The sequence below is a fragment of the Blastopirellula retiformator genome (assembly GCF_007859755.1).
GTDB lineage: Bacteria > Planctomycetota > Planctomycetia > Pirellulales > Pirellulaceae > Blastopirellula > Blastopirellula retiformator.
Map to the genome: position 1 here is coordinate 555,622 of NZ_SJPF01000004.1, position 23,108 is coordinate 578,729.

The following is a 23,108-nucleotide window of genomic DNA, read 5'->3' on the forward strand; positions in this document are numbered from 1 at the left end:
GATGGCATTTTTCAACAGGCAGTTAAGCTTCGCCAAGAAAACAAAAAACGCCGACTTGCGGGTGGTCGGCGTCTTTCGTTCTGTCAGTCAGGAGTCGCTTGCTTCGGTTTAGCGGAACAGCGACGTTCCGCCTGGTAAGTAATACGTCGGAGCGCTGCGGCTGGTTCGCTCCCATTCCAGCAAAACCTTTTCCTGGGCCGGCGGGCTCGGCTGGGTCGGGGCGATCGGTTGCGGCTGCGAGCCAATCTGGCGGGCCGCTTGATCGGCGGCAACATTCATCACCACGTCGCCGCCGGGCGTTTCTTGGCCGCCGCGATGATAGAAGCCGTCGCTATTGGCGCTGGCGCTCACCTGGCGAACCGGCTGCGACTTGGCGCCGCCAATCGGAGTCATCGCATACGAAGCCGGCGTGGCGACCGGGCCATCAGGGCTTTGGCCGCGAGCGACGAACGGCTGCGGATGGTTCTGGGCAAGTTGCTGCTGCGGACCACGGACGTTGGCCAATTGGCTGCCGTCGCGAACCCAATCAAGCCAGGCGACCTGCAGATCGCTGAGGCTGTGGTAGCCGTAGTACTTGTTGGTCGAACGGGTCCAGTTGTTGGTCCGCATTCCTTCGCCGACGTACTGCACATATTTTTGCTTGCCGCCCTGGACGATCAGGTAGCGAGCCAGCGAGTAGCCTTGGGCGTATAGCGGCAAGACGTCGGGCGGGTAGTCTTCCATCGAAAACATGCGATTGAAGGCGATGCCACGATCGGTGGTCAGGCATTCGTACAGCAGCTTGGTGTTCTTGTTCTTCTCCGATTCGTGCTCGACCGTCGTGCAGGCGCCTTCGTCGGCCCAGCGGGGCAGGGGACGACCAAAGTGCGTGGCGAAGATCGTGTGCAGCACTTCGTGCGGCAGCACCGAGTCGAGGATCCGCTCTGGCGAACCTTGGATTTCCATCGTCCAGTTGAACGGCACGCCGCGGTTGAAGGCGAACTGGGTGAAGCCGCCGGCGCCGCCGCCCACCTTCACCAAGATCGGGCAAGGTTGCGACCAGGGGGGCAATTCGCGGCCGAGCCATTCGGTCGCATGCTGTTTGCGGAAACCTTCGGCCGCCAGGCAGACCTGTTTGGCCATTTGCTGATCGGGCGCGGTGACCACGAAGTTTTCGGTGCGGTAGTTTGCGCCTAGCGAGAGTAGCGCGGCCAGCAGAAGCGCCGCGAAGCGGATACGAGCTTCCATGCTCTTGGAATCTCCAAGTGTTCTGGGATCGTGCGGGTACGAGTCGCCTCCTGCAACTCGCTTCTTGGGCGCCGCGTCGGTTCCCGGGGGAGGAACTCCAGCAGCGAGGGACGACGCTGATTCCAATCAATCGCCGTCACTTCGTCATTGGCGCCACATGACTTGGATCAGTGACGCAATCTCTTTCTCGTCAGCGAAGGCCCCCCAATAGGAGCCCGCGACCTTCCATGCCGCAATCGCCGTTTGTAAAGATTACAGGCAACCTAATCCAGAACGCCGCGATCACCTAGACCAGTTTTGCACAGTTTCGGAACGCCGCGACGAAAACAACGCTAGCGTGGTGAACGTTCCGCGCCACGGTCCGTTACGCAAGGTCTCGCATGGCGGTTCACGCTTTTCCCGGGCGACGCTTTTTGTGCTTGGTCGCCGGCGGTTTTTCGCTCAGCAGATAGCGCCTTTCAGAATTAACGAGAAAACGCCCAGCCAGCGCCGTTCGGCCCAGCAGCATGCGGCAGAGCATCGTCTTGCGGCAGACCAAGCCCAGTTCGACTAGAGCTGCATGGTCGCCGATTTGGATGGTCGTCTCGACAATCAGCCGATCGTGGACGCTGCCGTTGCTCGATTTGATGCGCGTCCGGCGTTTGATGGGCGCTTCAATGGTGACCAGGTTGTCCCGGTTTTTCTTCGAGAGGGCCACGTGAAACAGCACGCGTTCGCCCGGCAGCTCTTCAAAGTCGACGACGTCGATGGCGCTGCTGCGAGCGCCGCTGTCTGATTTGGCCCGAATTGGCGGAACGTTCCATTCGGGCAGCGCTACAAACTCTTGCCAGCCGATAACGACTGAATCCGGTTTCTGGTCGGTCACTGTTACCCTCGCGCGTGTAGCCTCTTGCTTTGGCGAAGATTTTAGCCGATCCGATTTCGCCCCGGCAGATGCAAACTGCCGCCCGAGGGTCGCTTTCGCAAGACGGATCAGCCCCCGATCAATCGACCGGGGACTGATCGACATCCAGAATCGCACTGAAATACATCACAAACTTGCCGTTGCGGCGGCTCTTGATGGTATCAACCAGTTTGACCGCGGCGTTCAACACGTCGCGCCGGCTAATCTGCCCCACTAATTTGCCGTCGCGCAGGACCGGTAAGCGACGATATTCGGTGCTCTTGAAGATCTGGATGCAACGCAGTAAGTCGGTTTCTTCATCAATCGTCCGATTGGGATCGGTGTTCATGAAGGCCCGCACTTCGTTGGACGGTAATTGCTCGTACATCGCGTCGAGCAGAAAGTTCATCGAAGTCTTCTCAGAGAAAACCCCCAGGTAGGTCCCCGCCTGATCGACGACCGGGGCGCCAGAAATGCGGTATTGCAGAAGCTTACGCATCGCGTCCATCGCGTCATCTTCAGGACGAAGCGTGATTAGCTTGGTCGCCATAAAGTCACGAGCTACCGGCGCGCGGCCTTCCGAAGCAGAAGAATTCATCGTCACAGTCCCCTTTCCCTAACAAGTAGGAGAAAAAAAGATTGGATGAGCGGGGAGCTTCTAAGTATCTGAAGAGGGAGTTCATTTTAAGCGGGGCGAGTGAAATGCAGCAATCTTTTTCTTGCAAGTTTTTGGAACAAATCATTCCAATAAGTATCTCTAATGGATCCCAGAATGCCGCAAGCCCCCACATTTACGCCGGTTGATTCGTTGCCCTGATTTCTCGAGACACCAGACGCTACAGGTTCAGTTTGACGGTTTTTTGGAAACAAAGTAATCTTAATAGTGCGCAGAATCCCTCATGCCTCATGCCTAATGTGTGGAATGGAGACCTACGATGTTTAAACAGGGCGATCCGGTGGTCTATCGCAAGACCAAACACACCACGCATCCAGGTCCCCGCGCCTATGACACCGATCCAGAACCGCGAGGCGAGTACTACACTTACGCCGTCGACAAGTACTGGGTGATCGAGCAAATCGACCAGGACTCGGTCGTCGTACGTACGCGAAAGGGAAAAATCCACGCCATCAAGCGTGACGACCCGCGCCTACGTGCCGCCAACTGGTGGGAGCGTTTGTTCCTTCGCGGTCGATTCCCTGGCGCAGAAGCCGGTATGCCCAAGGCGAACTAGACGTCGCCCGATAATTCGACGCACTTACATACAAGCGCCGAGCCAGAGATCGTTCACCTCTGGCTCGGCGTTTTTGTTTTCTTGCGTGTGAAAGGGGTCCAAACTTACTTGACGCCCAGTTGGCCCTTCATCTCTTTGACCACGTCCAGCATCCGGCCCGGGCTACCCATCTGGTTGTAGCCGCCGTCGACATGCAAGATCTCGGCCGTTACGCCTTGCGACATGTCCGACAGCAAGTAGCTGCCCGCCTTGCCGACTTGCTCGTGAGTGATGCCGTCGCCGGTCGGGGCGATCGCCGCGTACATCTCCAGCATTTCCTTGGCGCCGACGGCGCTGCTGGCCAGCGTCTTTAGTGGGCCGGCGCTGATCGCGTTGACGCGAACCCCATCCGGGCCCAGGTCGAAGGCCAGGTATTTGACGATCGAATCAAGCGCCGCTTTGCAGACGCCCATCATGTTGTAGCCCGGCACGATTCGCTCGCCGCCGTAATAGGTCATCGCACAGACCGAGCTGTTCTTGCTCAAGATCGGTCGGGCCGCGTTGGTCAGCGCGATCAAGCTGTAGGCGCTGATATCCATCGCCAACTTAAAGCCTTCGCGGCTGCACTGGACCGTCGGCACCCGCAGATCTTCCAGCGACGCAAACGCCACCGAGTGCAGCAAGAAGTCGATCTCGCCAAACTCTTGCTTCGTCTTCTCCATCACCTCGGCGATATTCTCGTTCGACTGCACGTCCAGCGGAACCAGGAACTTCGCGTTCGGGTTTCCTTCGATCAGCTTGCTGACGCGGTGTTGGTTCTTCTTGCGGTCGTCTTCCGGCTTGTCCGGCAGGTGAGTAAATCCGCACTGCCCGCCGGCCGCCATGATTTGCTCAGCAATCGCCCAAGCGATCGAGTGATTGTTGGCGACGCCGACGATCAGCCCTTTTTTCCCCTCGAATAGTTGCACTGCGAGATCTCCTCCGCCTAGCGTCCAAATAGTCTGCGGCTCTTAAACCGTGGTAATAATTGCCCAGAATACCCGTTTCCGGCCCCTCTCAAAAGCGGACTTCCTGATACGTCCAGCTCCACGCCCGAATCATTTTGATAACATACAGGCGTAATCCTTTGACGACGGTAACGGAGACCCCGGCATGGGCGGAGCCCAATACGACGAAATCGAATCGGCCCTCGCCCTTGGCGAAGCGCAAAATCTGCTCGGCGCCCGGCACCTGCGGGTCGTCGCCCTGGCCACCGCCGCCGATCGGCTCGAAAAATACCTGCACGACGCCCTCGACGCCATCTTCCAGCAGGGCTCGGCCGACTACTTGGCGGTCGCCGCCCGCAATAACCTCGGCCAATGGGCTACTCTGGCCGAAGCAGGCCGCCGGCATTCGCTGCCTAACGCCGCTTTGGTCGCCGCCGTCGATGCCCGCGAAACCGTCCTGGCCGAAAACTGGCTGACCGTCGCCATCGGCGGCCACCCCACACAGTCGCTGGTCTTGGCCGTCTGCACCACGCCGCAAGCCGCCCCCTCGCTGAAGGTCCGGGTCGCCATGACGGCCCATCTGCTGGGGTACGGCGTCGCGATGATTCGCGAGCGGAACGCTCGCCAGGCTCGGCTGAAACGGCTCGAGCAACTCCTCACCATCATCGAGTCGTGGCAGAAAACCCGCGACATGCGCACCCTGCTGACCGAAATGGCCGAAGCGGCCGCCGATCTGTTCGGCGCCGAGCGGGCCAGCATCTTCCTATGGGATCGCCCGAAGAAAACGCTCGTCGGTCGCCCGGCTCTCGGTATCGAAGGTGGCGAACTCCGCGTCCCTGACGACCGCGGCGTCGTCGGCCATGTTGTGCAAACGGGCGAACCACGCCGTGTCGATGAGCTTGAGCAAGACGAGATCAACCGCGACATCGATCAGTCGCTCGCCTTTCATACCCGCAACCTCCTCTGCGTTCCGCTGACCGGGCGCCGCGGCCGCATCTTTGGCGCCTTCGAGCTGATCAACAAGCTGCAAGGCAACTTCACCGCCGAAGATGAAGTCGGCCTGACCGAGCTTGCCCAGCACGCCTCTTCCGCCCTCGAAAACACCCAGGAAACCGAGAAAATCCTCGCCAGTCGCAATCGCCTGGCCGATGCCGCCGCAGCCGCCGCCGAGCTGATCGGCGACTGCCCCGCCATCGCCACGCTGCGCGGCACGATCCGCCGCGTCGCCGAGTCAAACCTGCCGGTGCTGGTCCTCGGCGAGAACGGTACCGGCAAGGAAGTCGTCAGCCAATCGATTCACTTCCGCAGCGATCGCCGGGCTCAGCCGTTGGTCGCGGTCAACTGCGCCGCCGTCCCCGACACGCTGCTCGAAAGCGAACTCTTTGGGGCAGAGAAGGGCGCCTACACCGGGGCCGACGAAACCCGACCCGGCAAGTTCGAGCTGGCTGATGGCGGCACTCTCTTCCTCGACGAAATCGGCGACCTCACCCTCGCCGGCCAGGCCAAGCTCCTCCGCGTGCTAGAAGACCAGCAGATCACCCGCGTCGGCGGAACCAGCGAGATCCAGGTCGACGTCCGCATCATCGCCGCCACCAACCGCGATCTGGGCGAGCTAGTCCGGGCCAAGAAGTTCCGCGAAGACCTCTTCTTTCGCCTGCATGTGGTGACGATCGAACTGCCTCCGCTCCGCGAGCGCGACAACGACGTCGTCACCCTGGCCAACCATTTCCTCCACCATTTCGCCCTCAAAACAGGCCGCCACACGCCGACTCTCTCCGCCGGCGCCCAGCGCCGCTTGCTCGTCCACAATTGGCCCGGCAACGTCCGCGAACTCCGCAACACGATGGAGCGGGTCATTTTCCTCCACAGTGAAGACGTGATTCAGCCCGAGTCGCTGCAGTTCCACTCGCTCGACGCCCCCGACGAGGGCCCGATGAACATCCCGCTAAACGACGCAACTGCTGAATTTCAAAGACGTTACATCCAACGCCACGTCGACGCCGCCCAAGGCAACATCAGCGCCGCCGCCGAAAAGATCGGCATGCACCGCTCGAACCTCTACCGCAAAATGAAGCAGCTCGAAATGCTCGATTCGACCTCGAACCGCGACGACGATTAGCCCCCCAGCAAAAAAAGGAGGAGGAAACCTGGAGCCCTCCTTGGTGAATTCCGATGTTACCGTTACATTATGGAATTCGAGGGAACGCGAACCTGCCGACAAGCAGTTGCGTCTCCTAAGAAAACGCTCCTTTAGCTCAATCGGCAGAGCAACTGACTCTTAATCAGTAGGTTGTTGGTTCGATTCCAACAGGGAGCACTCAATCATTCAGCTGGCCCCCACGGGTCAGCTTTTTTCTTGCGCGCTGCTCGCGTCTATCTATCTTTACTAGCCCGCCGCGCGAGCAAGGGAATCGGGCCGGCAGTAAAAACGACGAATGTCTAATGACTAATGCCTAAACCAGAAGGCCCATCCGCCGGACCGGACCGGACCGTTCTCAATTCTTAAACACACCGGAAAAACTGGACCACCGCGCCCCGTTTTTTTCCTTGGTGCCATGCTCTTATCGCGTCTTCGCGAGAAGAGCATGGCATCGCCCCAAAACTGGACCGCCACTTTCGATTTTTTCCTTCCCCGTTACAACTCCCATCCCCCCAACCACTTCGGCCGCCCCGTGGTTTCCGCCCCCAGCCCCAGCACGGCCGCCTCCACACCTGGACCGGACCGGCGCATTTTTTTTCGTCCCCCGGGTGGCCCGTCCGGCCTGCTTCAGACCGGGCGGGTCGCGTAGCGACAAGATGCCTCCCCATCCGCCCCACCGGACCGGACCGTTCTCAATTTTCAAACACGCCCAAAACTGGACCGCCGCGCTTCGTTTTTTTCGCCAGCAACATCTCCGTCCGCTTTCCGCTTTCCCTCCGCCCCTGCAATCGAGCACGAATTCGTGCGCTTTGTCAAGAAAAGAAGCGGACGATACGGGGTCGATTAGTCACCAGGAAGTAGTCCCTCCTGACGCAGCACACAAACAGCACCTTGAACGTCCAGGTAGTCATGCGCAATCGCTTTTGCAAGCAGAGGCTCGGCGACTAAATCATCGAATTTACCGCGTCTCAACCCACCAGACTTTCTCGCCAGTTCCCTTGCGTCGATGTCGGCGAGACGCAGCGTCTTCCACCGTTCCCGAACAAAATCAACTCCAACATCAAAGTCCAGAGTCAAACGGTGGAAATCCGGCGTAGGATTCAGGCCAATTCTTTCCGCCAGCAGTTTCAAGGTGTTGAAAATCTTGGTTCCCGTCCAAGGGAACCAGGTGCATTTTCCGCCTGAGCGAGATACGAACGACGTCTTTTCAAGCCCCGTTTGCAGTGCGATGCCCCGGGCCTCCTGAAGCATTTGGCTCCCCATTTCATTCAGGTAGCGATACTGAGTCGTCGATATTAGCGCGTCTCGCATCTTGGCCACAACCCGTGCATGGATTTCCATAGATCCGCTAGAAAACCTTGGTAGCTTCTTTCCTTTTGCTGGTCGTACCAGTATCTCTCGTCGCTCGTGTACGATCTCCTGAATTTGCCAGCGACGGCCGGCGAATAATATGTGATCGCTCACCTCAGGCATATCAAATATCCCGCTTGGCAGTTTACCCAGAACTTCTCCGCCCTGAATCAACGAATACTCCAAGCCGCTTTGAAACGCGGCATAGAACGAGTAGTGCTCGACGATCGCTTCGCCATCCGGCGCCAGCAGCAAATCTCCTCCGTCCATTTGTTCGACGATTCCCTTCGCGCCTAGGCTGCGCAATACGCCAGCGAATAACCCGCGATCGACTGCTCGAAAAGCCCCACGCCCACAAAGTCGATCAAAGATTTCTCCAGCGTGACAGCCGCCTGTTTCCGCCAAGACGCTTAAAATCTGGTGCGTCAGAGTGCTGAGGTCCAATTGGTCGATCTGCGGCGGTTCGACCCATTGAGGTTCCTGCAGCATCAATTCGGTGAGGGCAATCGCCCGCAACAGGTCGGGATAGACTCGATCGATCACCGGGTCGGTCGCAGGAACTTTGCGCTGGCGGACGTAGACCCGCATGCATTGTGGTTCACCGTCTCCTCGTCCGCTGCGTCCCAGACGCTGAACTTGCGAATTCACCGTAAAGGGGGAATCGATATGTCCAACTGCAGCTACGGAGCCAATGTCGATGCCCAGTTCTAGCGTCGAAGAACAAACCGTCGTGCGCGGTCGATCTCCCTGCATTTGCTGTTCGGTGAATTCGCGAATCTCCTTGCTGAGCGAACCATGATGGATCAGGAATTCCTCCGGGCGATTTTCCAAGCGACAGCGTTCGTTCAGCAGGTGACAATACAACTCGACGTCGGTCTTGTTGTTCGCGAACACCAAGTTTCGTTTTCCAACGAAGTGCTTGAAGATATCGTCGGCGATGGCCCGATGAAATTCTTGCTCCTCATCTTCCGCGGGCCTTTGCTCTTCAGGTCTGCGACTCTTCGGCGGTGCCAAGTCTGCCCGATAGCCGTGAATCTTAAACATCAACCGCTTTTCGCCTGACGGCCCCCTAATCAGTTTCACAGCGCGATCCCGGTCGGGCCGCAACCAATTCTCATATTGGGGGAAAGAATCGCCAAGCGTCGCCGAAAGGCCAATCATTCGGAACGTCTCCGCGGCATGGCGCTGCAGTCGAAACAGCAAGCTGCGTAGATGCGTTCCGCGTTCGCTACCGACCAACGCGTGAATTTCGTCAATCACGACGTATTGCAGCGAGCGAAAGAGATTGGGAAGTTGGTTCTTACGATTAATAAAAAGCGACTCAATCGATTCCGGTGTGATCAGCAATACGCCGGACGGCCGTTTGAGCAGCAGTTTCTTTTGGCTGGCGCTGACGTCGCCATGCCAGCGATGAACCGGAATCTCGGCTCTTTCGCAAAGTCGCTCCAAACGGCGGAATTGATCGTTGATGAGCGCTTTGAGCGGACCGACGTACATCGCCTGTACGGAATCGGCGGGCTCAGTGAATAGCTGCGACAAGACCGGCAGGAATGCCGCCTCCGTTTTACCGGCAGCGGTCTGCGCCGAAATCAGCAAATCGGATTCTTCACCGAAGAAGCGGCGAATCGCTTCCTCTTGAAGCGGACGTAAATCTCGCCATTGCATGTCCCACAAGATGCGTTGGATCGGTCGGGCCAAGAGATCAAACGCCGGGCGTTCGCTCACAGGGTGAACTCGCTAAGGTCATCATCTTCGGCAACGAATTCGTCTTCGTCCGATTTCGTTAGCGTCGACGTCGCCGAAATCGCTTGCAAATGATCCTGCCAGCTCTTGTTGCTATCCTGTTGCAACATGTTCAACAGGTTGACAAAGTCGCGAACCGTATCGCGCGGCGTCTGAAAATAGGCGGCCCCCATTCGCGTATTGCAATCTTGCAAATAGGCGATGATCCCATCATTGGGCAATGGCGAGCTTTCGGAGTCCCCTCCGGCGTGCACTCGGCGAATGTTGTCGAGCAGCACATAGCAATCTTCGGGACTCAGATTCTCCAATTGAATCACCGGTGACGACATATCTTGTTGTCCCTCGGAGGCGAAGCGGTTGGGCGCCAATCGAGTCGCCAGCGCCTCGTAGCTATACAAACCACGGCGCGGATCGCTCATGCATTGGTCCGTCCCGGCAAAGAGAAACGCCAATCCTTCGACGCGTCCTTGCAGGCAATCGTTAATAATCCGCAGAAGCGCTTCGTAGTTCCGATTTCTCGCCGCCGTGCTGGCAAGCCGATGCGACAGCACCACCAATTCATCGATGCTTACCAGCAAACCGGCATATCCGGCGATTCGGACGAACTTGGCGAATAGCTTGAGATAGTCGTAGAAGCCGGAGTCGTCGATGATGGAACGGACGCCGAGGTCCTGGCGAGCTTCAGTCTTCGTGGAATACTCGGCCCTGAGCCATCGTATTGCGCAACTCTGCACGTCTTCGTTGTGGGCGAGAAATCCTTCGTAGTATTTGGTGATTACCGTTACGAAGTCAAATCCGCTCACCAAGTCTTGCAGCGGTTTCAGCAGACGAGTGAATTCTCGCTTGACGTCTTCTTCGGACCCGCCGCTGCTGCGAATTTGATGATCAACGTCGCCTATCCAGCGTTCGACGACATTCTGCAGGGCGCTACCGTCGGGACGCGAACGCGTCGAGACATTTCGCATCAACTCGCTATACAAAGACCGCGCCTGGCCGCCGGAGCCATGAAATCGTCGTTCGGTGGTGATGTCGGCTTGAGCAACGACGAATTTTCGCTGCTGGGCGACATTGCGGACCAAGTTCAGAAAAAACGTTTTGCCGCTTCCAAATCGCCCCACAATAAACCGAACCGATGCTCCACCTTGCTCGACGAGGTTTAGATCGCCGATCAACGCTTCCACTTCCTTCAAACGCCCAACCTGGATGTGATGCAAACCAATCGCAGGGACGACGCCTGCGCCGAGGGATTGAAGAATCGCCGCTTGTTCTCGGGGGGAAAGCTTCGCCATGTTCCTAAACGTTCTCCATCAGGTCTTTTCGAATAAGATAGGGTTCCCCCTCTTCAATCAGCCAGTCGCCATAGCGGTCCAGCGACCACTCGTTCACCGCTTCAACGGCGCCGCTAAGCATTACCTGCAGTTCGCCGGATAGTTCGCGCATTTCGCCGGTGGTCCATTCCTCTTTTTCCAGGATTCGCGTCAAGAATGGTGCGTACCGGGAATCGAGTTCCGGCGCTAGCAAAACCGCAGTTGCCGAATGCGCGGGCTCCACTTCACTAACGCGCTCCGCCGTAGAAGAGGCCGCAGGCTCGTCGACTTCGTCTTCCATCTCGTCTGAGTCCTGCATTGCTTCTTGCAGAATTCCAGCAACTTGGCGAGTTTCGGTCATGATGTGGGCGATTCGCTCCAGATCAAGATGAACCACCTGCCCATGGGCTGATCCGCTATCGACTTGATCGGGCGAATCGGCGTGTCGACGAAGTAACGCATCCAGATCTTCGCTGCGCAAGTCGAGCATTTTATACGCTTTGCGGAGCGCCCTCTGCTCGTCATCGGTAATAACTTCGTCGATTGCGGCGACGCCTACCAGGAATTCACCCACCATCAGGCGTTGGTCGCGGCTAAGGCGTTTTACTAGTTTGTTGGTGATCGCGTTTTCGCCAGATCGGGAATGTAGTAGCAAGTACTGCAGACATTCGAGCCGCTTGGAGTCGGCATCCGACAGGTTAAATTGCCCTTCGAGGTGATTACTGATAAATCGCAATTCGTCGTCGTCGACCTTGCCGTCCGCCTCAGCGATACTTGCCCCCAGACGCAGGAGCGTTGCGGCGGCGACGTATTCACCTCCCAACTCATGGGGTTCGCCGTCGAGGAAAAAAAGCGTAACACGTTCATCCCAAAGGTAATAATCACCTGTCGAACGAGCGTCTGGCTCGACGCCGATCCCTAGGGCATCGGCAGTTCCTAATAATTTAGTGCATTGCGTCTTAGTTAGCCGTTTGCGGTGGGAAACCCCCTTCAGTGTCGCTAGTTCGCCGATAGGGACGATTGGTCGCCCCTCTTCGTCAGCATGGCGGTCCCAAATTTCCATCCAACTGTCCGTGTCAGGATGATCTCCGTCCTGTAGCTCTCGTGGTAACGCCTCGTACGCCTCAGCGGTTAGCTCGCCCTCTGTTTTCTTTGCGATCCGGCTAAATGCTTTTAGTTCGTCAATCGTCGATTCCCAAATCTCGATCAATGGACGAAACTGAGAAGAAATCGCTAAAACATCTGGCATTGCGGAGAGCGACTTGCGAATCCGGTCCCAGTTCCGAATCAGCGAACCGCTCGCCGGTTGGTATTCAACCTTGGCGGATCGCTTGCCAGCGCGCAGCTTCATTCCCTGTGGAAATTCCGTTGCGTATTTGGCGGCGAACAGTTTCTCGAATTCATCTCTATGACGACGTACGATGACGCTCGACGTAGAACGAGAGTCGCATTGGCAAGCTAAAACCGCAATATCACTAGGCAGACTGAGACCGGCTCGGTAATAAATCGCCAACAGGTAGCCGATTAGGTCATCGTTCCAACGACTCGTCGCTGCAATCGCATCATTAATCAGCGAGGATGGTACTGTCGTTGATTCGCTCAACTGATAAATCGTCATCCAAAGCAAGCTTGTCGTGTAGCGACGGAACGAATTCGAGTAGCTATAAATCCCCAGCAGGCGAATCAGTTCTTGAGCGATCGGCAAAAAATCGGTGCGATCAACGATGGAACGCTGTTCAAGGCCGTAAAAGTAAATAAAGACGTAACCAAGATCGATGTCCGGATCGCTTTTTCCGGTGAGTAGCCAGTCGAGATATTTTGCTCGTTGGCTTGGCGAACAATCGTAATAGCTTGGCCAGTACGAAAGCGGCTCCGCCACCTGGCTCCCCGCTGGGGCGACCGATAGCGAACCATCTATTACGGACGCATGCCAGCCGCCTCGGCCTGGCTTGCCGGTAGCGTAGACCAGCGGCCATTTGACGACTCCTCGGCCAAGATCAAGTTCCGTGCCAGGACCGTAATAGTAGACCTGGTCATTAGGCAGCTTCACCTCCAAAGAGCTATCGAAAATCTTCCCCCACATCGAAGGTCGGGAAGGAGGAGGCGTTGGAGGCTGATAGCTTGGTCGCGGCGCCGGCTTGGGCTTTGCGACGGCCTGGCGAGCTGGTCGGATTTCGACCAAATCGTCGTCCGATTTAGTCACGACTATCGTTGCTGGCACCAGTTTTTCGCTATGAACAACTGGCTTATTTTTCTCAGTTAGCGTCGATGGCTGATTCACTGGCATTGCAGAGTCTTCAGTAAGCTTTCGCCGCGCCGCGTTTTCCAGAGAATCATGTACTGCGGAAAAGATGGCACTACGATTCCAGACGATCGCTTCGACGCCGAGCGCAAGGACAACCAATAGCATTGCACTCGTTGGACCGATCGTGATGATCAGGAAAAGATAGGCGACCAAGTGGACTGCGCCCGCCACCGCCAAGATGATCCAGATCGAAAGCGGCTCGTCATGCGCTTGGTCATTCGATCCTCCCGGCGCAATTAAGGCTCCAGAACACTTAGGGCATTGTACCGTTTCGCCCGCATATTCCTCCGAGATTTTTAGCGGCGAATTGCAGTGCGGGCACGAAACGACAGTCATTAAAAAACCCAGGAAAGCGAATTTTCCACCCAACAACCAACACTGGTTACATAGAGCCACCTATTATAGTGATCTCGCCTTTCAAAAAAAACATTGGGCGGGGGCTTGCCGTTGAATAACATCTCTCAGTTCAAGCATGCCCCTGCAATATCTTGCCGCACAGACAGAGCCAAACGTCCAATGCGAACCAATCGGAAATCCCAGTAGCCACCTCAAATGCCAACCCCATCCCACCTCCACACCTTCCTAGGCGAAGACCGCTTCACCCGGTCGGTGCCGGGCGAAGCCAACGGGACTCGGCTGTCGTACTGGATGGAGGAGGCTTGGGGGAAGTTTGTGGCGGCGCATCCTGATTGTCAGTTGACCTATCCGGAGATCGTCGCCGTTTTCTCGATCTGTCCTGATCATGGCGTGTTGGTGCAGCGGGCCCGGTTTCTGGAATTGGTGGCGGCGTGGCTGCAGGGGCCGTTGCACAGGATCGAGGAGGTCGGCGGCGGTGAGTTGCCGTTTGATCCGCAGCGGCTGAAATGCAAGTCGCAGCTGCAGCCGGGGGACGGGTGGCGGCAGTTTCGCTCGCCGCCGGAGAGTTGGGCCGCGATGGCGGGTCTGGAAGGGTTTGTCCTGGTTCGGGATGGCGACGTGATTGATTATGTGGTGACGTGCATGAATTGACGCGGCGCTGTGAAGAGTTGGGTCTTGACCCAGCCTACGACAGAACCCACACCAGAGAAGAGACTGGCTGTTGGCCAGTGGCACCCGGCGGCGGCAGCAAGGTCGTAGAAACTGCCGTTGTTGCCGGGGTTGGGCGTTGGCGATCTCCCCAACAGGGGCGAATTCCCCTCTCTCGGATGCTGGTATGGGGGCGGCTGGCGGTTTAGGATAGGAGATTCCCTCCAACTTCGACGCGAAGTCGTACTTCTCGATCCACCCAGGAATCATTCTCCTATGTCTCGTTCTCTACTTGCCCTGCTGTTTTTCTGCCTGGTCGCGTCGGTGGCGATCGCCCAAGAGAAGAAACCGACCGGCAATACCGCGACGCCGATCGACCTGATCACGACGCTGCCGGGCTTTCAGGTCGAGCTGCTTTACTCGGTGCCGGCCGACGTGCAGGGGTCGTGGGTCAATCTGTGCACCGACGACAAAGGTCGCATCTTGGTGAGCGATCAGTTTGGCGGGCTCTATCGCATCACGCCGCCGCCGGCGGGCGAAACCTTGAGCCAGGACGACATCGAGGCGGTGCCGGCCAAGATCCGCGGCGTCAACGGCATGCTGTGGGCGTTCGACTCGTTGTATGTCGGCGTGAACGATTACGAGCGGAAGATTCCTTCGGGCCTCTACCGCATTACCGACAGCGACGGCGACGACATGCTGGACAAGGTCGAGCTGCTGCGCGAGCTGAACTCGGGCAGCGACCATGGCGTGCATGCGGTGTTGCCGACGCCGGATGGCGAAGCGTTTTACCTGGTGACCGGCAACAATACCAAGCCGACCAAGCTGGCCGATAGTTCGCCGGTGCGTCAGGTGTGGGGCGAAGACCATCTGTTGCCGAGCATGCCGGATGGCCGCGGGCACAACCGGGGCGTCTTGGCGCCGGGGGGCATCATCTATCGCGTTTCGCCCGACGGCAAGAAGTTTGAAGCGGTCGCCAATGGCTTTCGCAACATCTTTGACGCGGCGGTCAATCATGACGGCGAGCTGTTTACGTATGACGCCGACATGGAATATGACTTTAACACGCCCTGGTATCGCCCGACCCGCATTTGCCACGTCACCAGCGGCGCCGAGTTTGGCTGGCGGAACGGCGCCGGCAAACGGATGCCGTTTTACGCCGACAATCTGCCGGGGATCTTGGACATCGGCCCAGGCTCGCCGACCGGCATGACGTTTGGCTATGGGGCGAAGTTTCCGGCCAAGTACCAAGAGGCGTTGTATGCGCTCGATTGGAGCTGGGGCAAGCTGTACGCGGTTCACCTGACGCCGAGCGGTTCGTCGTACACGGCGACCAAAGAAGAGTTTGTGACCGGCGCCCCGCTGCCGATCACCGACGCGATCATCAACCCGAAAGATGGCGCGATGTACTTTGCCATCGGCGGGCGTCGCGTGCAGTCAGGCCTGTACCGGGTGACCTATGTTGGCGACGAGTCGACCAAGCGGGTCGATCCGCCGAGCGCGGCCAGCGAAGCTCGCGAAGTGCGTTACGCCTTGGAAGCGTTCCACGGCAAGCAAGACCCAGCGGCGATCGAGGCGGCGTGGCCTTACCTGGCCGACGAGGATCGCTTCATTCGCTTCGCCGCTCGCACCGCGATTGAGCATCAGCCAGTCGAGACCTGGGCCGATAAAGCGTTGAACGAGACCGACCCGGCAAAGCAGGTGACGGCGCTGCTGGCTTTGGCTCGCGTGACCGGCATCGATCCGCAGCATCGCAAGAAGAGCGACCCGGCGGTCGACGTGGCGATGCGCGACAAGCTACTGACGGCGATCACGGCGATTGATGCGGAGAAGCTCGATCTGGCGCAGCAACTGATTTTGGTTCGCACGGTGCAGATCATCTTGGTTCGCTTTGGTGAGCCCGATCAGGCGATGGTCGACAGGCTGACCGCGCAGCTGGATCCGCTCTTCCCGGCAAAGTCGGCCGAGTTGAACTGGCTGCTATGCGAAACGCTGGCCTACCTGCAATCGCCAACGGTCGCCGCCAAGGCAATGGCGTTGATCGCGGCGGCGCCGGCGCAGGAAGAGCAGATGCAGTATGCCCGGTCGATTCGCTTCTTGACCGCAGGCTGGACGCCGGAGCTGCGGAAGCAGTACATCGAGTGGTTCCTGAAAGCGGCCAACTACAAGGGTGGCGCCAGTTTCGACAAGTTCATCGAGTTCATTCGGACCGACGCCGTCGCTTCGATCAGCGATGAAGAAAAAGAGAGCATGCAGGAGCTGCTGGCGAAGAAGGCCGAAAAGAAGTCGGCCCTGGAGAACCTGGGCGAGATCTTCGCCGGCCGCGAAACGACCGAGTGGACGCTGGAAGAACTTTCGAGCGCCGCGAAGACCGGCTTGAAAGGTCGCGACTACGCCAACGGCCGCAAGATGTTTGCGGCGGCTGGATGTTACGCCTGCCATCGGTTTGGCGATCAGGGGGGAATGACCGGTCCCGATCTGACGTCGGCCGGGCGTCGTTACTCGCCGCATGACTTGCTGGACCAGGTGATCAACCCCAGCAAGGTGATCAACGATCAGTTCTCGTCGGTCAAAGTGCTGACCTTCGACGGCAAAATCCACACCGGCGTGGTGGTCAACCTGAACGGCAACTCGATGATCTTGAACACCGATCTGACCAATCCGAATGATCGAGTGAACATCAACCGCAATGACATCGAAGAAATGGCGGTCTCGAAGATCTCGGCCATGCCGACCGGGCTGTTCAAATCGATGACCAAGGAAGAAATTTTGGACCTGACCGCCTACCTGCTAAGCGGCGGCGACCCGGGGCATCACTTCTTTGAGAAGTAGTGGATGCGGTAAGTTATCGACCGGAAAGCGGGCAGTCGTTTGGCTGTCCGCTTTCTTGATGCGCGATGCCCACAGTGCTGGGTCTCGACCCAGCCTACGGCGTGGCGGTCCACCCGCATCTGCTTACGCGGCCCCTTCTCAAGCAGGATTGATTCGCCATCTACTGTTTATACAATAGTTCGAGAGCCGTTTTCTTAATACTTTCTTCACAACTTTTCGCCCGCTTGAGGGTTGTATCTCGCATTGCGAATTTGGCGTTTCTCTGACCGAACGTGCGCGGTGTCCGTCTTGGCCAGAGAGGTGGATTGATCATGGAGCGCTGCGCCGGTTTTGACGGAGGCTTGGCGGCGCCTGGACACGAATGCGACGATGGAATTTCTCGAAGTCCCGATCTTCGACGCCGACATCTTTAAGCTGCTGGTACGTTTCGGCATCAATCTCTTCTTTTTGACGCTGGTGGTGGCGTTGGGGATTTATCCCAGTCAGCAGAAGCGCGAGTTCGCGTTTACGGCGGTGATGCTGAACATCGTCGTCTTCTTTATCTGCTTCACGATGAAGAAGCTGGAGCTGGACCTTGGCCTGGCGCTGGGGTTGTTCGCCGTGTTTGGGGTGCTGCGGTATCGGACCGACGCGATCCGCCCCAAAGAGATGACCTACCTCTTTATCGTGATCGGCATCGCGGTGATTAACTCGCTGGCCAATCGCAAAACGAGCTACGCCGAAGTGATGCTGGTCAACAGCGTGATCTTCGCCAGCACGATGCTGAAAGAGCGCGTGGTCGGCAATGGAGTAAACGGCGGCGACAAGAAGAAAGAGAAGTTAAGCGGCGGCGATGGTAACGGACGCGAAGGCGGAAATGGCGACGTCAAAGAGAAGCCTTCCAAACGGGAAAAGTACACGCTGGAATACGATCGGCTTGAGTGGCTAGGAGACGCCCACCGCGCCGAGCTGCTTGCCGATCTGCGTACCCGCACCGGCCTGAATGTTGAGCAGGTCGAGATCAAGACGATCGACCTGCCGCAACAGAAGGCGACGCTGGCGATCTGGATCGCACCGAGCGAACCGGACGCTCCGCCGAACGCGTAACGCGAACAACCGCCCCCAGACAGACATTATTCATCCAACCCAAGAGCGACGAACATGATGCGATACGTTTACCGAATTGGCCTGATGCTGCTGCTGGCGTTTTTGACGACCGCCGCCGTAGGGCAGGGGGCAGGCGGTTTCCCCGGCTTTGGCGGACCAGGCGGGCCCGGCGGCAATCGGGCCGATCGCGAACTTGTCGAAGAGTATGACCGCGACGAAAACGGTTGGCTCAACCAGCAGGAACGGGCCGAAGCGCGGGCCGAAGTGAAGTCGGCCGGCAATCGTCGCGGCGGCTTTGGCGGAGGTCGTGGGCGCGGCGGCAATCGCCCCGCCGCCGAGCCGGGACCGAAACTGTCGCCGGCCGATGTCGAGAACTTTCCGGACGCCAAGTGGTACGATCCGTACGTGCTGCGGACGATCTTCCTGGAGTTCGAGAACGACGACTGGGAGCAAGAACTGGAAGATTTTCATGACACCGACGTCGAGGCGGTGGCGACGCTGACTGTCGATGGCAAGAGTTACCAGAACGTCGGCATCCGGTTTCGCGGCGCGTCGTCGTACTTCATGGTTCCGGCTGGCTACAAGCGGTCGCTGAACGTCTCGCTCGACCTGGCCGATGAGGATCAGCGGTTGCATGGCTACAAAACGCTCAATTTGCTCAACGGCGCCAGCGACGCGTCATTCATGAGCACCGTCCTCTATTCGCAAATTGCCCGCGAGTTTATCCCGGCGCCCAAAGCGAACCACGTGCGGGTCGTCATCAACGGCGAGAGCTGGGGCGTCTACACCAACGTGCAGCAGTTCGACAAAGACTTTTTGAAGGAGAACTATCCTTCGTCGAAGGGAACCCGCTGGAAGGTAAGCGGCAGCCCCAACGGCGACGGCGGGCTTCGTTACCTGGGCGAAGATGTTGACCAGTACAAGAGCCGTTACGACATGAAGTCGAGCGACGGCGCCAAGGCCTGGGCCGCGCTGATCCGGCTCTGCCGCACGCTGAACGAAACGCCGGCAGAGCAGTTGGAAGCGGAACTGGCGCCGATGCTCGACATCGACGAGACGCTGAAGTTTTTGGCGCTCGACGTGGCGCTGGTCAACAGCGATGGCTACTGGACGCGAGCCAGCGACTACTACATCTTCCTCGACAAAGAGAAGCAGTTTCACGTCATTCCGCACGACATGAACGAGGCGTTCCAAGGAGGCCGCGGACCGGGCGGCCGTGGCCCCGGCGGACCACGCGGACCAGGTCGTTTCGGACCTCCGGCAGGCCCGGACGGCGATGGTGGTCCGATGCCGCCGGAAGGTCGCCCCGACGTGCGCCGTCCCGAGGATGGCGAACGGGGCCGACAACGTGGCCGCGGCATGTTCGGTGGGTTTGGATTTGGCTTCGGTGGCCCTGGCGGACCAGGTGGGCCCGGAGGTCATGGCGGGGTCGAGCTCGATCCGCTGGTGTCGCTCGAAAACCCACGGATGCCGCTGCGAAGCCGCTTGCTGGCGCTGCCCCATTTGCGGGAGAAATACTTGGCGTACGTGCGCGAGATCGCCGAGAAAACGTTCGCTCCGGAACATGTCGAACCGATCATCGCCCGGCATGCCGAGTTGATCGCCGCCGATATCGCCAACGACACCCGCAAACTGGAATCGCTGGAAGCGTTCGAGCAAGCGACCGCGGTGAAAGATCCCGGCGAAGGATCGCTGCTGAACTTCTTGCAGAAGCGGCGTGAGTATCTGCTGAACTACCAGCCGCCGGCTGCGAAGTAAGCCTCAGCAGGGCATGGCTCTTTCTCGTTCGATGCGGGAAAGAGCATGCCTGCTGATGAAGTACAAGCCGCTTGGCTTCCGTAGGCTGGGACGGGTCCCAGCGACTTTCCACTGCGGCGCGAAGCCAGAAAAGCTGGGTCTCGCCCCAGCCTACGCTACTAGCAGTCCGTTGATTTTCTCAACGGGCTGCTGGATCGCAGGGATGCGATTCCTTCATGGGAAAAATAGTGAATTAGCCTTCCTTCGACAGCCCAGCCACGACGTACGACTTGTCATCCAGCGGCCGCACCCAAACGTTGCGGAACTTCACCGTGTTGTCGTGGTCTTGCAAAAAAACTGGGCCGACCGACGTTTGCAGCTGTTTCTTCCAGATCTCTTGCAGATATGGAGTCGACTTGTAGCGGTACGGATGATAGGCCGAGCGTGGTTCGCCCAGCTTGGTTCCTTCTTGCACCTTTTGGCCATTGAGCCACGCGGTGATTTCCCCTTCTTGCGTGATCTTGCCGTCGGCGTCGCGGCGGGGGGCGCGGTAGCGGATGTCGTAGACTTGCCACTCGCCCGGCTTGCGAGCCGCGTCGACCAGCGGCGGAGCGAAGCCGTAAACGGCACCCATGTCTTGCTGGGTCAGCTTCTTTTTACCGGCCGAGTTGATGATCTGCAGTTCGTAGTTGCCATGGATATGGATACCACTGTTGCCAGTCCCTTTCTCAGGCAGCATGAATTCGACATGGATATCGGCGTCGCGGAAATGGAGCCGCGACGACAGGTGATTCGAACGGACTTCGCCGCGAGTCGACGTCAGCACGCCTTCTTCCAGCGGCCAATCAATCGCCCCGCCGTTCTTGGAGAGGAACAGGTTCGTCTTCTCATCGAGCAACACCACCGCATCGGCCGGCGGCGCGACGGGACTGTTTTCTTGCTGAGGAGCGAACTTTTCAGCAGTCTCTTCCGCGGCGGCAATGCCGGCCAGTAGAGTCAGGCAGAAGAAGAGGGAAAGGATGTTTCGCAAAGACATGGGGGGACCTGGGGCAAAGTCAGGACGGGGTAAAAGCGTTTTATTGTAGCCCACCGCGCTGACCGAATCAAAATCCTGTAGCTTCGTAGGCTGGGACAATTCCCGGCGATCTTGCTTTGCGGTGCGAAGTGCAAAGAGCTGGGTTTTAACCCAGCCTACGTGAGCGGTACCCGAACAGTCCGTTGATTTTCTCAACGGGCTGCTGGATCGCAGGAATGCGATCCCAAAATAGCGACGTAAGTCGTTATTTTGCGAGCCGCGAAGAGCTATGCTCTGAGCCTGGCGAGGTTGAAAAATGCCACGATGGCATTTTTCAACAGGCAGTTAGCGTTGTGGCTGGTTGCGGCCGCGCTGGTCGGCGTTGACCAGCTTGGCTCACCAACGCCAGAAACGCTACAGCTATCAGAAAAACGCTCTAGTTTCCGTCGGGTCGCTGCGTTTGGGCCAGTTCCGCGAGTTGCCGCCGGTCAAACTTGCCGGTCGCGTTGCGCGGTAGTTCCGGAAGAAAGAGATAGCGGACCGGGTTCTTGTACTCCGCTAAGTGCTGATTCACATAGTCGCGGATCGACGCCTCGGCCGATGCGTCCGCTCCGTCGACCAGCGCGACGCAAGCGACCGGGACCTGGCCATCTTGCGGATCAGCAACGCCGACCACGACCGACGCGTGCACCAATGGATGTTCGTCGATGATGTTTTCGACTTCGGCCGGAGCGATGTTTGATCCGCGGCGAATGATCATCAGCTTTTGTCGGCCGACGAACCAGACATACCCATCATCGTCGCGGTAAGCGAGATCGCCGGTGTGGAGAAAACCGTTTTGAAACAGCGCCTCGGTCGCCACTTCGTCATTCCAATAGCCGATCGTGGCCGACGGCGTTTGCAGCACGATTTCTCCCTGCTCGCCGGCTGGGCAATCCTGGCCGCTGGCATCGACCACGCGCAGCTGCATGCCGGGCGCCGCGATTCCCAGCGATCCCCACTTTCGCTTGCCGTAGCGCGGGTTGCCGGCGTAATAGCAGCCGACTTCGGTCATCCCGGCGCCTTCCATCACCTCCCAGTTCAACAGATCGCGAAAGCGATGATGCAAGTCGGAAGGGACCGCGTCGCCCGAGCCGATCGCATTTTTGAGCGAAGGAAGCGGCGTCGGATGTTGTTCGAGGTATTCGACAAAGTCAAGCAGATCGCTGGCGAGCATGCCGTACTCGGTGACGCCATCCTGGTTGATCGCAGCGACCGCTTGCTGCGGCGTCGGTTTCATCGTCAGGATCACTTCGGCGCCGGCCAACATGGCGGCGAACATTTGCGTATGCAGTCCGCCGGCATGACTGATCGGCTTGCCGACCAGGACGACGTCGCTGGGCTGAAAATCGAACAGTTCTCGCGACTGTGCGATCGCGCTGTAGACGCCGCCGTGGGAGTGAACAACGCCTTTGGGACGCCCGGTGCTGCCCGAAGTGAACAGAATCAGGGCCGGATCCGCTTCCGCGACCGACGCTACTTCGTTGTCGGCCTTCGCGGCCAGCAATCGATCAAAGGGGAGGGAAACGGAACCGTCGCCGGCGACTTCGACCAGTTGCGTTGCGGAATCGGCCAGCGGTTGCACGACGCTTCGCTTGTCGACGTGATAGACGAGCAACCGCGCCGTCGTTCGCGCTAAAATCTCTTCGACTTCACGCGTTACATAGCGATAGTTCAGCGGCATCGCGATCGCGCCGATCTGGTAACAGGCGAGCGTCACCACGACCGCTTCGACGCAGTTCGGCATCAGCCAGGCGACCCGATCGCCAGGCGCCACGCCCAGACCACGAAGTCCCGCGGCGACCGTTTTTGTCGCGATGTCTAGCTGCTGATAGGAGAGCTGACTGCCGCCGTGACGCAGCGCCATTTGATCGGGCGTTGCCTGGGCGATTTTCTCGAACATCGACTGCAGACGCGTGGCGTCGTTTCTTGGCGCGTCGCTAACCACGGATTTCTCCTCCAACTTCAGCTGAAAAGGATTAGGCAATAACCCTAGCTGCCTGTTGAAAAAATGCCATCGTGGCATTTTTCAACCTCGCCAGGCTCAGAGCATAGCTCTTCGCGGATCCCAAAATAACGACTTACGTCGTTATTTTGGGATCGCATCCGTGCGATCACGCAGTCCGTCGAGAAGATCAACGGACTGCTAGAACCTCGTTCTACCAGTTTACCCGATCTCACACGAGCGGGTTTGGAAGAGTTGAGGAGCAAGCGTAACAAATCAAACGCTGACAAAACGAGA

At 58.3% G+C, this 23,108-nt stretch carries 15 protein-coding genes and 1 tRNA gene; 7 read left to right on the forward strand and 9 right to left on the reverse strand.

Features of this window, described 5'->3' with window-relative positions; translation table 11 throughout:
* Window positions 1-108: 108 nt before the first annotated feature.
* The 3 genes from Enr8_RS18215 to Enr8_RS18225 all read right to left on the reverse strand — a co-directional run bounded on the left by Enr8_RS18215 (window position 109) and on the right by Enr8_RS18225 (window position 2,708).
* Window positions 109-1,227, reverse strand: coding sequence for a hypothetical protein (locus Enr8_RS18215; RefSeq protein WP_146434201.1), 1,119 nt, complete (start codon window positions 1,225-1,227; stop codon window positions 109-111).
* 388 nt (window positions 1,228-1,615) lie between these two features.
* Window positions 1,616-2,092, reverse strand: coding sequence for an ATP-dependent zinc protease family protein (locus Enr8_RS18220; protein ID WP_186767731.1), 477 nt, complete (start codon window positions 2,090-2,092; stop codon window positions 1,616-1,618).
* A 118-nt stretch (window positions 2,093-2,210) separates the two neighbouring features.
* The gene (locus Enr8_RS18225; RefSeq protein ID WP_146434205.1) at window positions 2,211-2,708 is read right to left on the reverse strand and encodes a CBS domain-containing protein; all 498 of its coding nucleotides are present in this window, start codon (window positions 2,706-2,708) and stop codon (window positions 2,211-2,213) included.
* 337 nt (window positions 2,709-3,045) lie between these two features.
* Here Enr8_RS18225 and Enr8_RS18230 point away from each other — a divergent pair, with 337 nt between their 5' ends.
* Complete coding sequence (locus tag Enr8_RS18230; protein ID WP_146434207.1) at window positions 3,046-3,342, forward strand: hypothetical protein; 297 nt, start codon at window positions 3,046-3,048, stop codon at window positions 3,340-3,342.
* A 104-nt stretch (window positions 3,343-3,446) separates the two neighbouring features.
* On the opposite strand, the gene Enr8_RS18235 is transcribed toward Enr8_RS18230, so the two are convergent.
* Window positions 3,447-4,289 (reverse strand): enoyl-ACP reductase FabI, encoded by an 843-nt coding sequence (locus tag Enr8_RS18235; RefSeq protein ID WP_146434209.1) that lies wholly within the window; start codon window positions 4,287-4,289, stop codon window positions 3,447-3,449.
* Window positions 4,290-4,473: 184 nt separating this feature from the next.
* Here Enr8_RS18235 and Enr8_RS18240 point away from each other — a divergent pair, with 184 nt between their 5' ends.
* Both Enr8_RS18240 and Enr8_RS18245 read left to right on the forward strand, forming a co-directional pair.
* A complete protein-coding gene (locus Enr8_RS18240) occupies window positions 4,474-6,426 on the forward strand; it encodes a sigma-54-dependent Fis family transcriptional regulator (RefSeq protein ID WP_146434211.1) in 1,953 nt (650 codons plus the stop codon).
* A 125-nt stretch (window positions 6,427-6,551) separates the two neighbouring features.
* Window positions 6,552-6,624: transfer RNA gene (locus Enr8_RS18245), tRNA-Lys, on the forward strand.
* A 666-nt stretch (window positions 6,625-7,290) separates the two neighbouring features.
* Here Enr8_RS18245 and Enr8_RS18250 read toward each other — a convergent pair.
* From Enr8_RS18250 to Enr8_RS18260, 3 genes are read right to left on the reverse strand one after another with little or no spacing between them, the layout of a single operon-like run.
* Window positions 7,291-9,522 carry a DEAD/DEAH box helicase gene (locus Enr8_RS18250; protein WP_146434213.1) on the reverse strand — a complete coding sequence of 744 codons (2,232 nt, stop codon included), beginning with the start codon at window positions 9,520-9,522 and terminating at the stop codon, window positions 7,291-7,293.
* Complete coding sequence (locus tag Enr8_RS18255; protein WP_146434215.1) at window positions 9,519-10,829, reverse strand: ATP-binding protein; 1,311 nt, start codon at window positions 10,827-10,829, stop codon at window positions 9,519-9,521. The genes Enr8_RS18250 and Enr8_RS18255 overlap by 4 nt, the downstream gene beginning before the upstream one ends.
* 4 nt (window positions 10,830-10,833) lie before the next feature.
* On the reverse strand, window positions 10,834-13,488 hold the full coding sequence (locus Enr8_RS18260) for a tellurite resistance TerB family protein (RefSeq protein ID WP_146434217.1): 2,655 nt from the start codon (window positions 13,486-13,488) through the stop codon (window positions 10,834-10,836).
* A gap of 216 nt (window positions 13,489-13,704) precedes the next feature.
* Between Enr8_RS18260 and Enr8_RS18265 the strand changes: the two genes are divergently transcribed.
* From Enr8_RS18265 to Enr8_RS18280, 4 genes are all read left to right on the forward strand, one after another.
* Window positions 13,705-14,160: a hypothetical protein gene (locus tag Enr8_RS18265; RefSeq protein WP_146434219.1), complete on the forward strand. Its 456-nt coding sequence runs from the start codon at window positions 13,705-13,707 to the stop codon at window positions 14,158-14,160.
* A 273-nt stretch (window positions 14,161-14,433) separates the two neighbouring features.
* Window positions 14,434-16,989, forward strand: coding sequence for a c-type cytochrome (locus Enr8_RS18270; protein ID WP_146434222.1), 2,556 nt, complete (start codon window positions 14,434-14,436; stop codon window positions 16,987-16,989).
* Window positions 16,990-17,358: 369 nt separating this feature from the next.
* The gene (locus Enr8_RS18275; RefSeq protein WP_146434224.1) at window positions 17,359-18,075 is read left to right on the forward strand and encodes a DUF4956 domain-containing protein; all 717 of its coding nucleotides are present in this window, start codon (window positions 17,359-17,361) and stop codon (window positions 18,073-18,075) included.
* Between the two features lie 54 nt (window positions 18,076-18,129).
* Window positions 18,130-19,833 carry a CotH kinase family protein gene (locus tag Enr8_RS18280; protein ID WP_146434226.1) on the forward strand — a complete coding sequence of 568 codons (1,704 nt, stop codon included), beginning with the start codon at window positions 18,130-18,132 and terminating at the stop codon, window positions 19,831-19,833.
* Between the two features lie 232 nt (window positions 19,834-20,065).
* Here Enr8_RS18280 and Enr8_RS18285 read toward each other — a convergent pair whose 3' ends face one another.
* Both Enr8_RS18285 and Enr8_RS18290 read right to left on the reverse strand, forming a co-directional pair.
* Window positions 20,066-20,848 (reverse strand): 3-keto-disaccharide hydrolase, encoded by a 783-nt coding sequence (locus Enr8_RS18285; protein WP_146434228.1) that lies wholly within the window; start codon window positions 20,846-20,848, stop codon window positions 20,066-20,068.
* Window positions 20,849-21,263: 415 nt separating this feature from the next.
* Window positions 21,264-22,814, reverse strand: coding sequence for a class I adenylate-forming enzyme family protein (locus tag Enr8_RS18290; RefSeq protein ID WP_186767732.1), 1,551 nt, complete (start codon window positions 22,812-22,814; stop codon window positions 21,264-21,266).
* Window positions 22,815-23,108: the final 294 nt, after the last annotated feature.

What these genes read in the sequence shown, in the direction of transcription:
- Enr8_RS18215 (WP_146434201.1), bottom strand. Translation starts at nt 1,227, where the DNA reads ATGGAAGCTCGTATCCGCTTCGCGGCGCTTCTGCTGGCCGCGCTACTC.
- Enr8_RS18225 (WP_146434205.1), bottom strand. Translation starts at nt 2,708, where the DNA reads ATGAATTCTTCTGCTTCGGAAGGCCGCGCGCCGGTAGCTCGTGACTTT.
- Enr8_RS18230 (WP_146434207.1), top strand. Translation starts at nt 3,046, where the DNA reads ATGTTTAAACAGGGCGATCCGGTGGTCTATCGCAAGACCAAACACACC.
- Enr8_RS18240 (WP_146434211.1), top strand. Translation starts at nt 4,474, where the DNA reads ATGGGCGGAGCCCAATACGACGAAATCGAATCGGCCCTCGCCCTTGGC.
- Enr8_RS18255 (WP_146434215.1), bottom strand. Translation starts at nt 10,829, where the DNA reads ATGGCGAAGCTTTCCCCCCGAGAACAAGCGGCGATTCTTCAATCCCTC.
- Enr8_RS18260 (WP_146434217.1), bottom strand. Translation starts at nt 13,488, where the DNA reads ATGACTGTCGTTTCGTGCCCGCACTGCAATTCGCCGCTAAAAATCTCG.
- Enr8_RS18265 (WP_146434219.1), top strand. Translation starts at nt 13,705, where the DNA reads ATGCCAACCCCATCCCACCTCCACACCTTCCTAGGCGAAGACCGCTTC.
- Enr8_RS18270 (WP_146434222.1), top strand. Translation starts at nt 14,434, where the DNA reads ATGTCTCGTTCTCTACTTGCCCTGCTGTTTTTCTGCCTGGTCGCGTCG.
- Enr8_RS18275 (WP_146434224.1), top strand. Translation starts at nt 17,359, where the DNA reads ATGGAATTTCTCGAAGTCCCGATCTTCGACGCCGACATCTTTAAGCTG.
- Enr8_RS18280 (WP_146434226.1), top strand. Translation starts at nt 18,130, where the DNA reads ATGATGCGATACGTTTACCGAATTGGCCTGATGCTGCTGCTGGCGTTT.
- Enr8_RS18285 (WP_146434228.1), bottom strand. Translation starts at nt 20,848, where the DNA reads ATGTCTTTGCGAAACATCCTTTCCCTCTTCTTCTGCCTGACTCTACTG.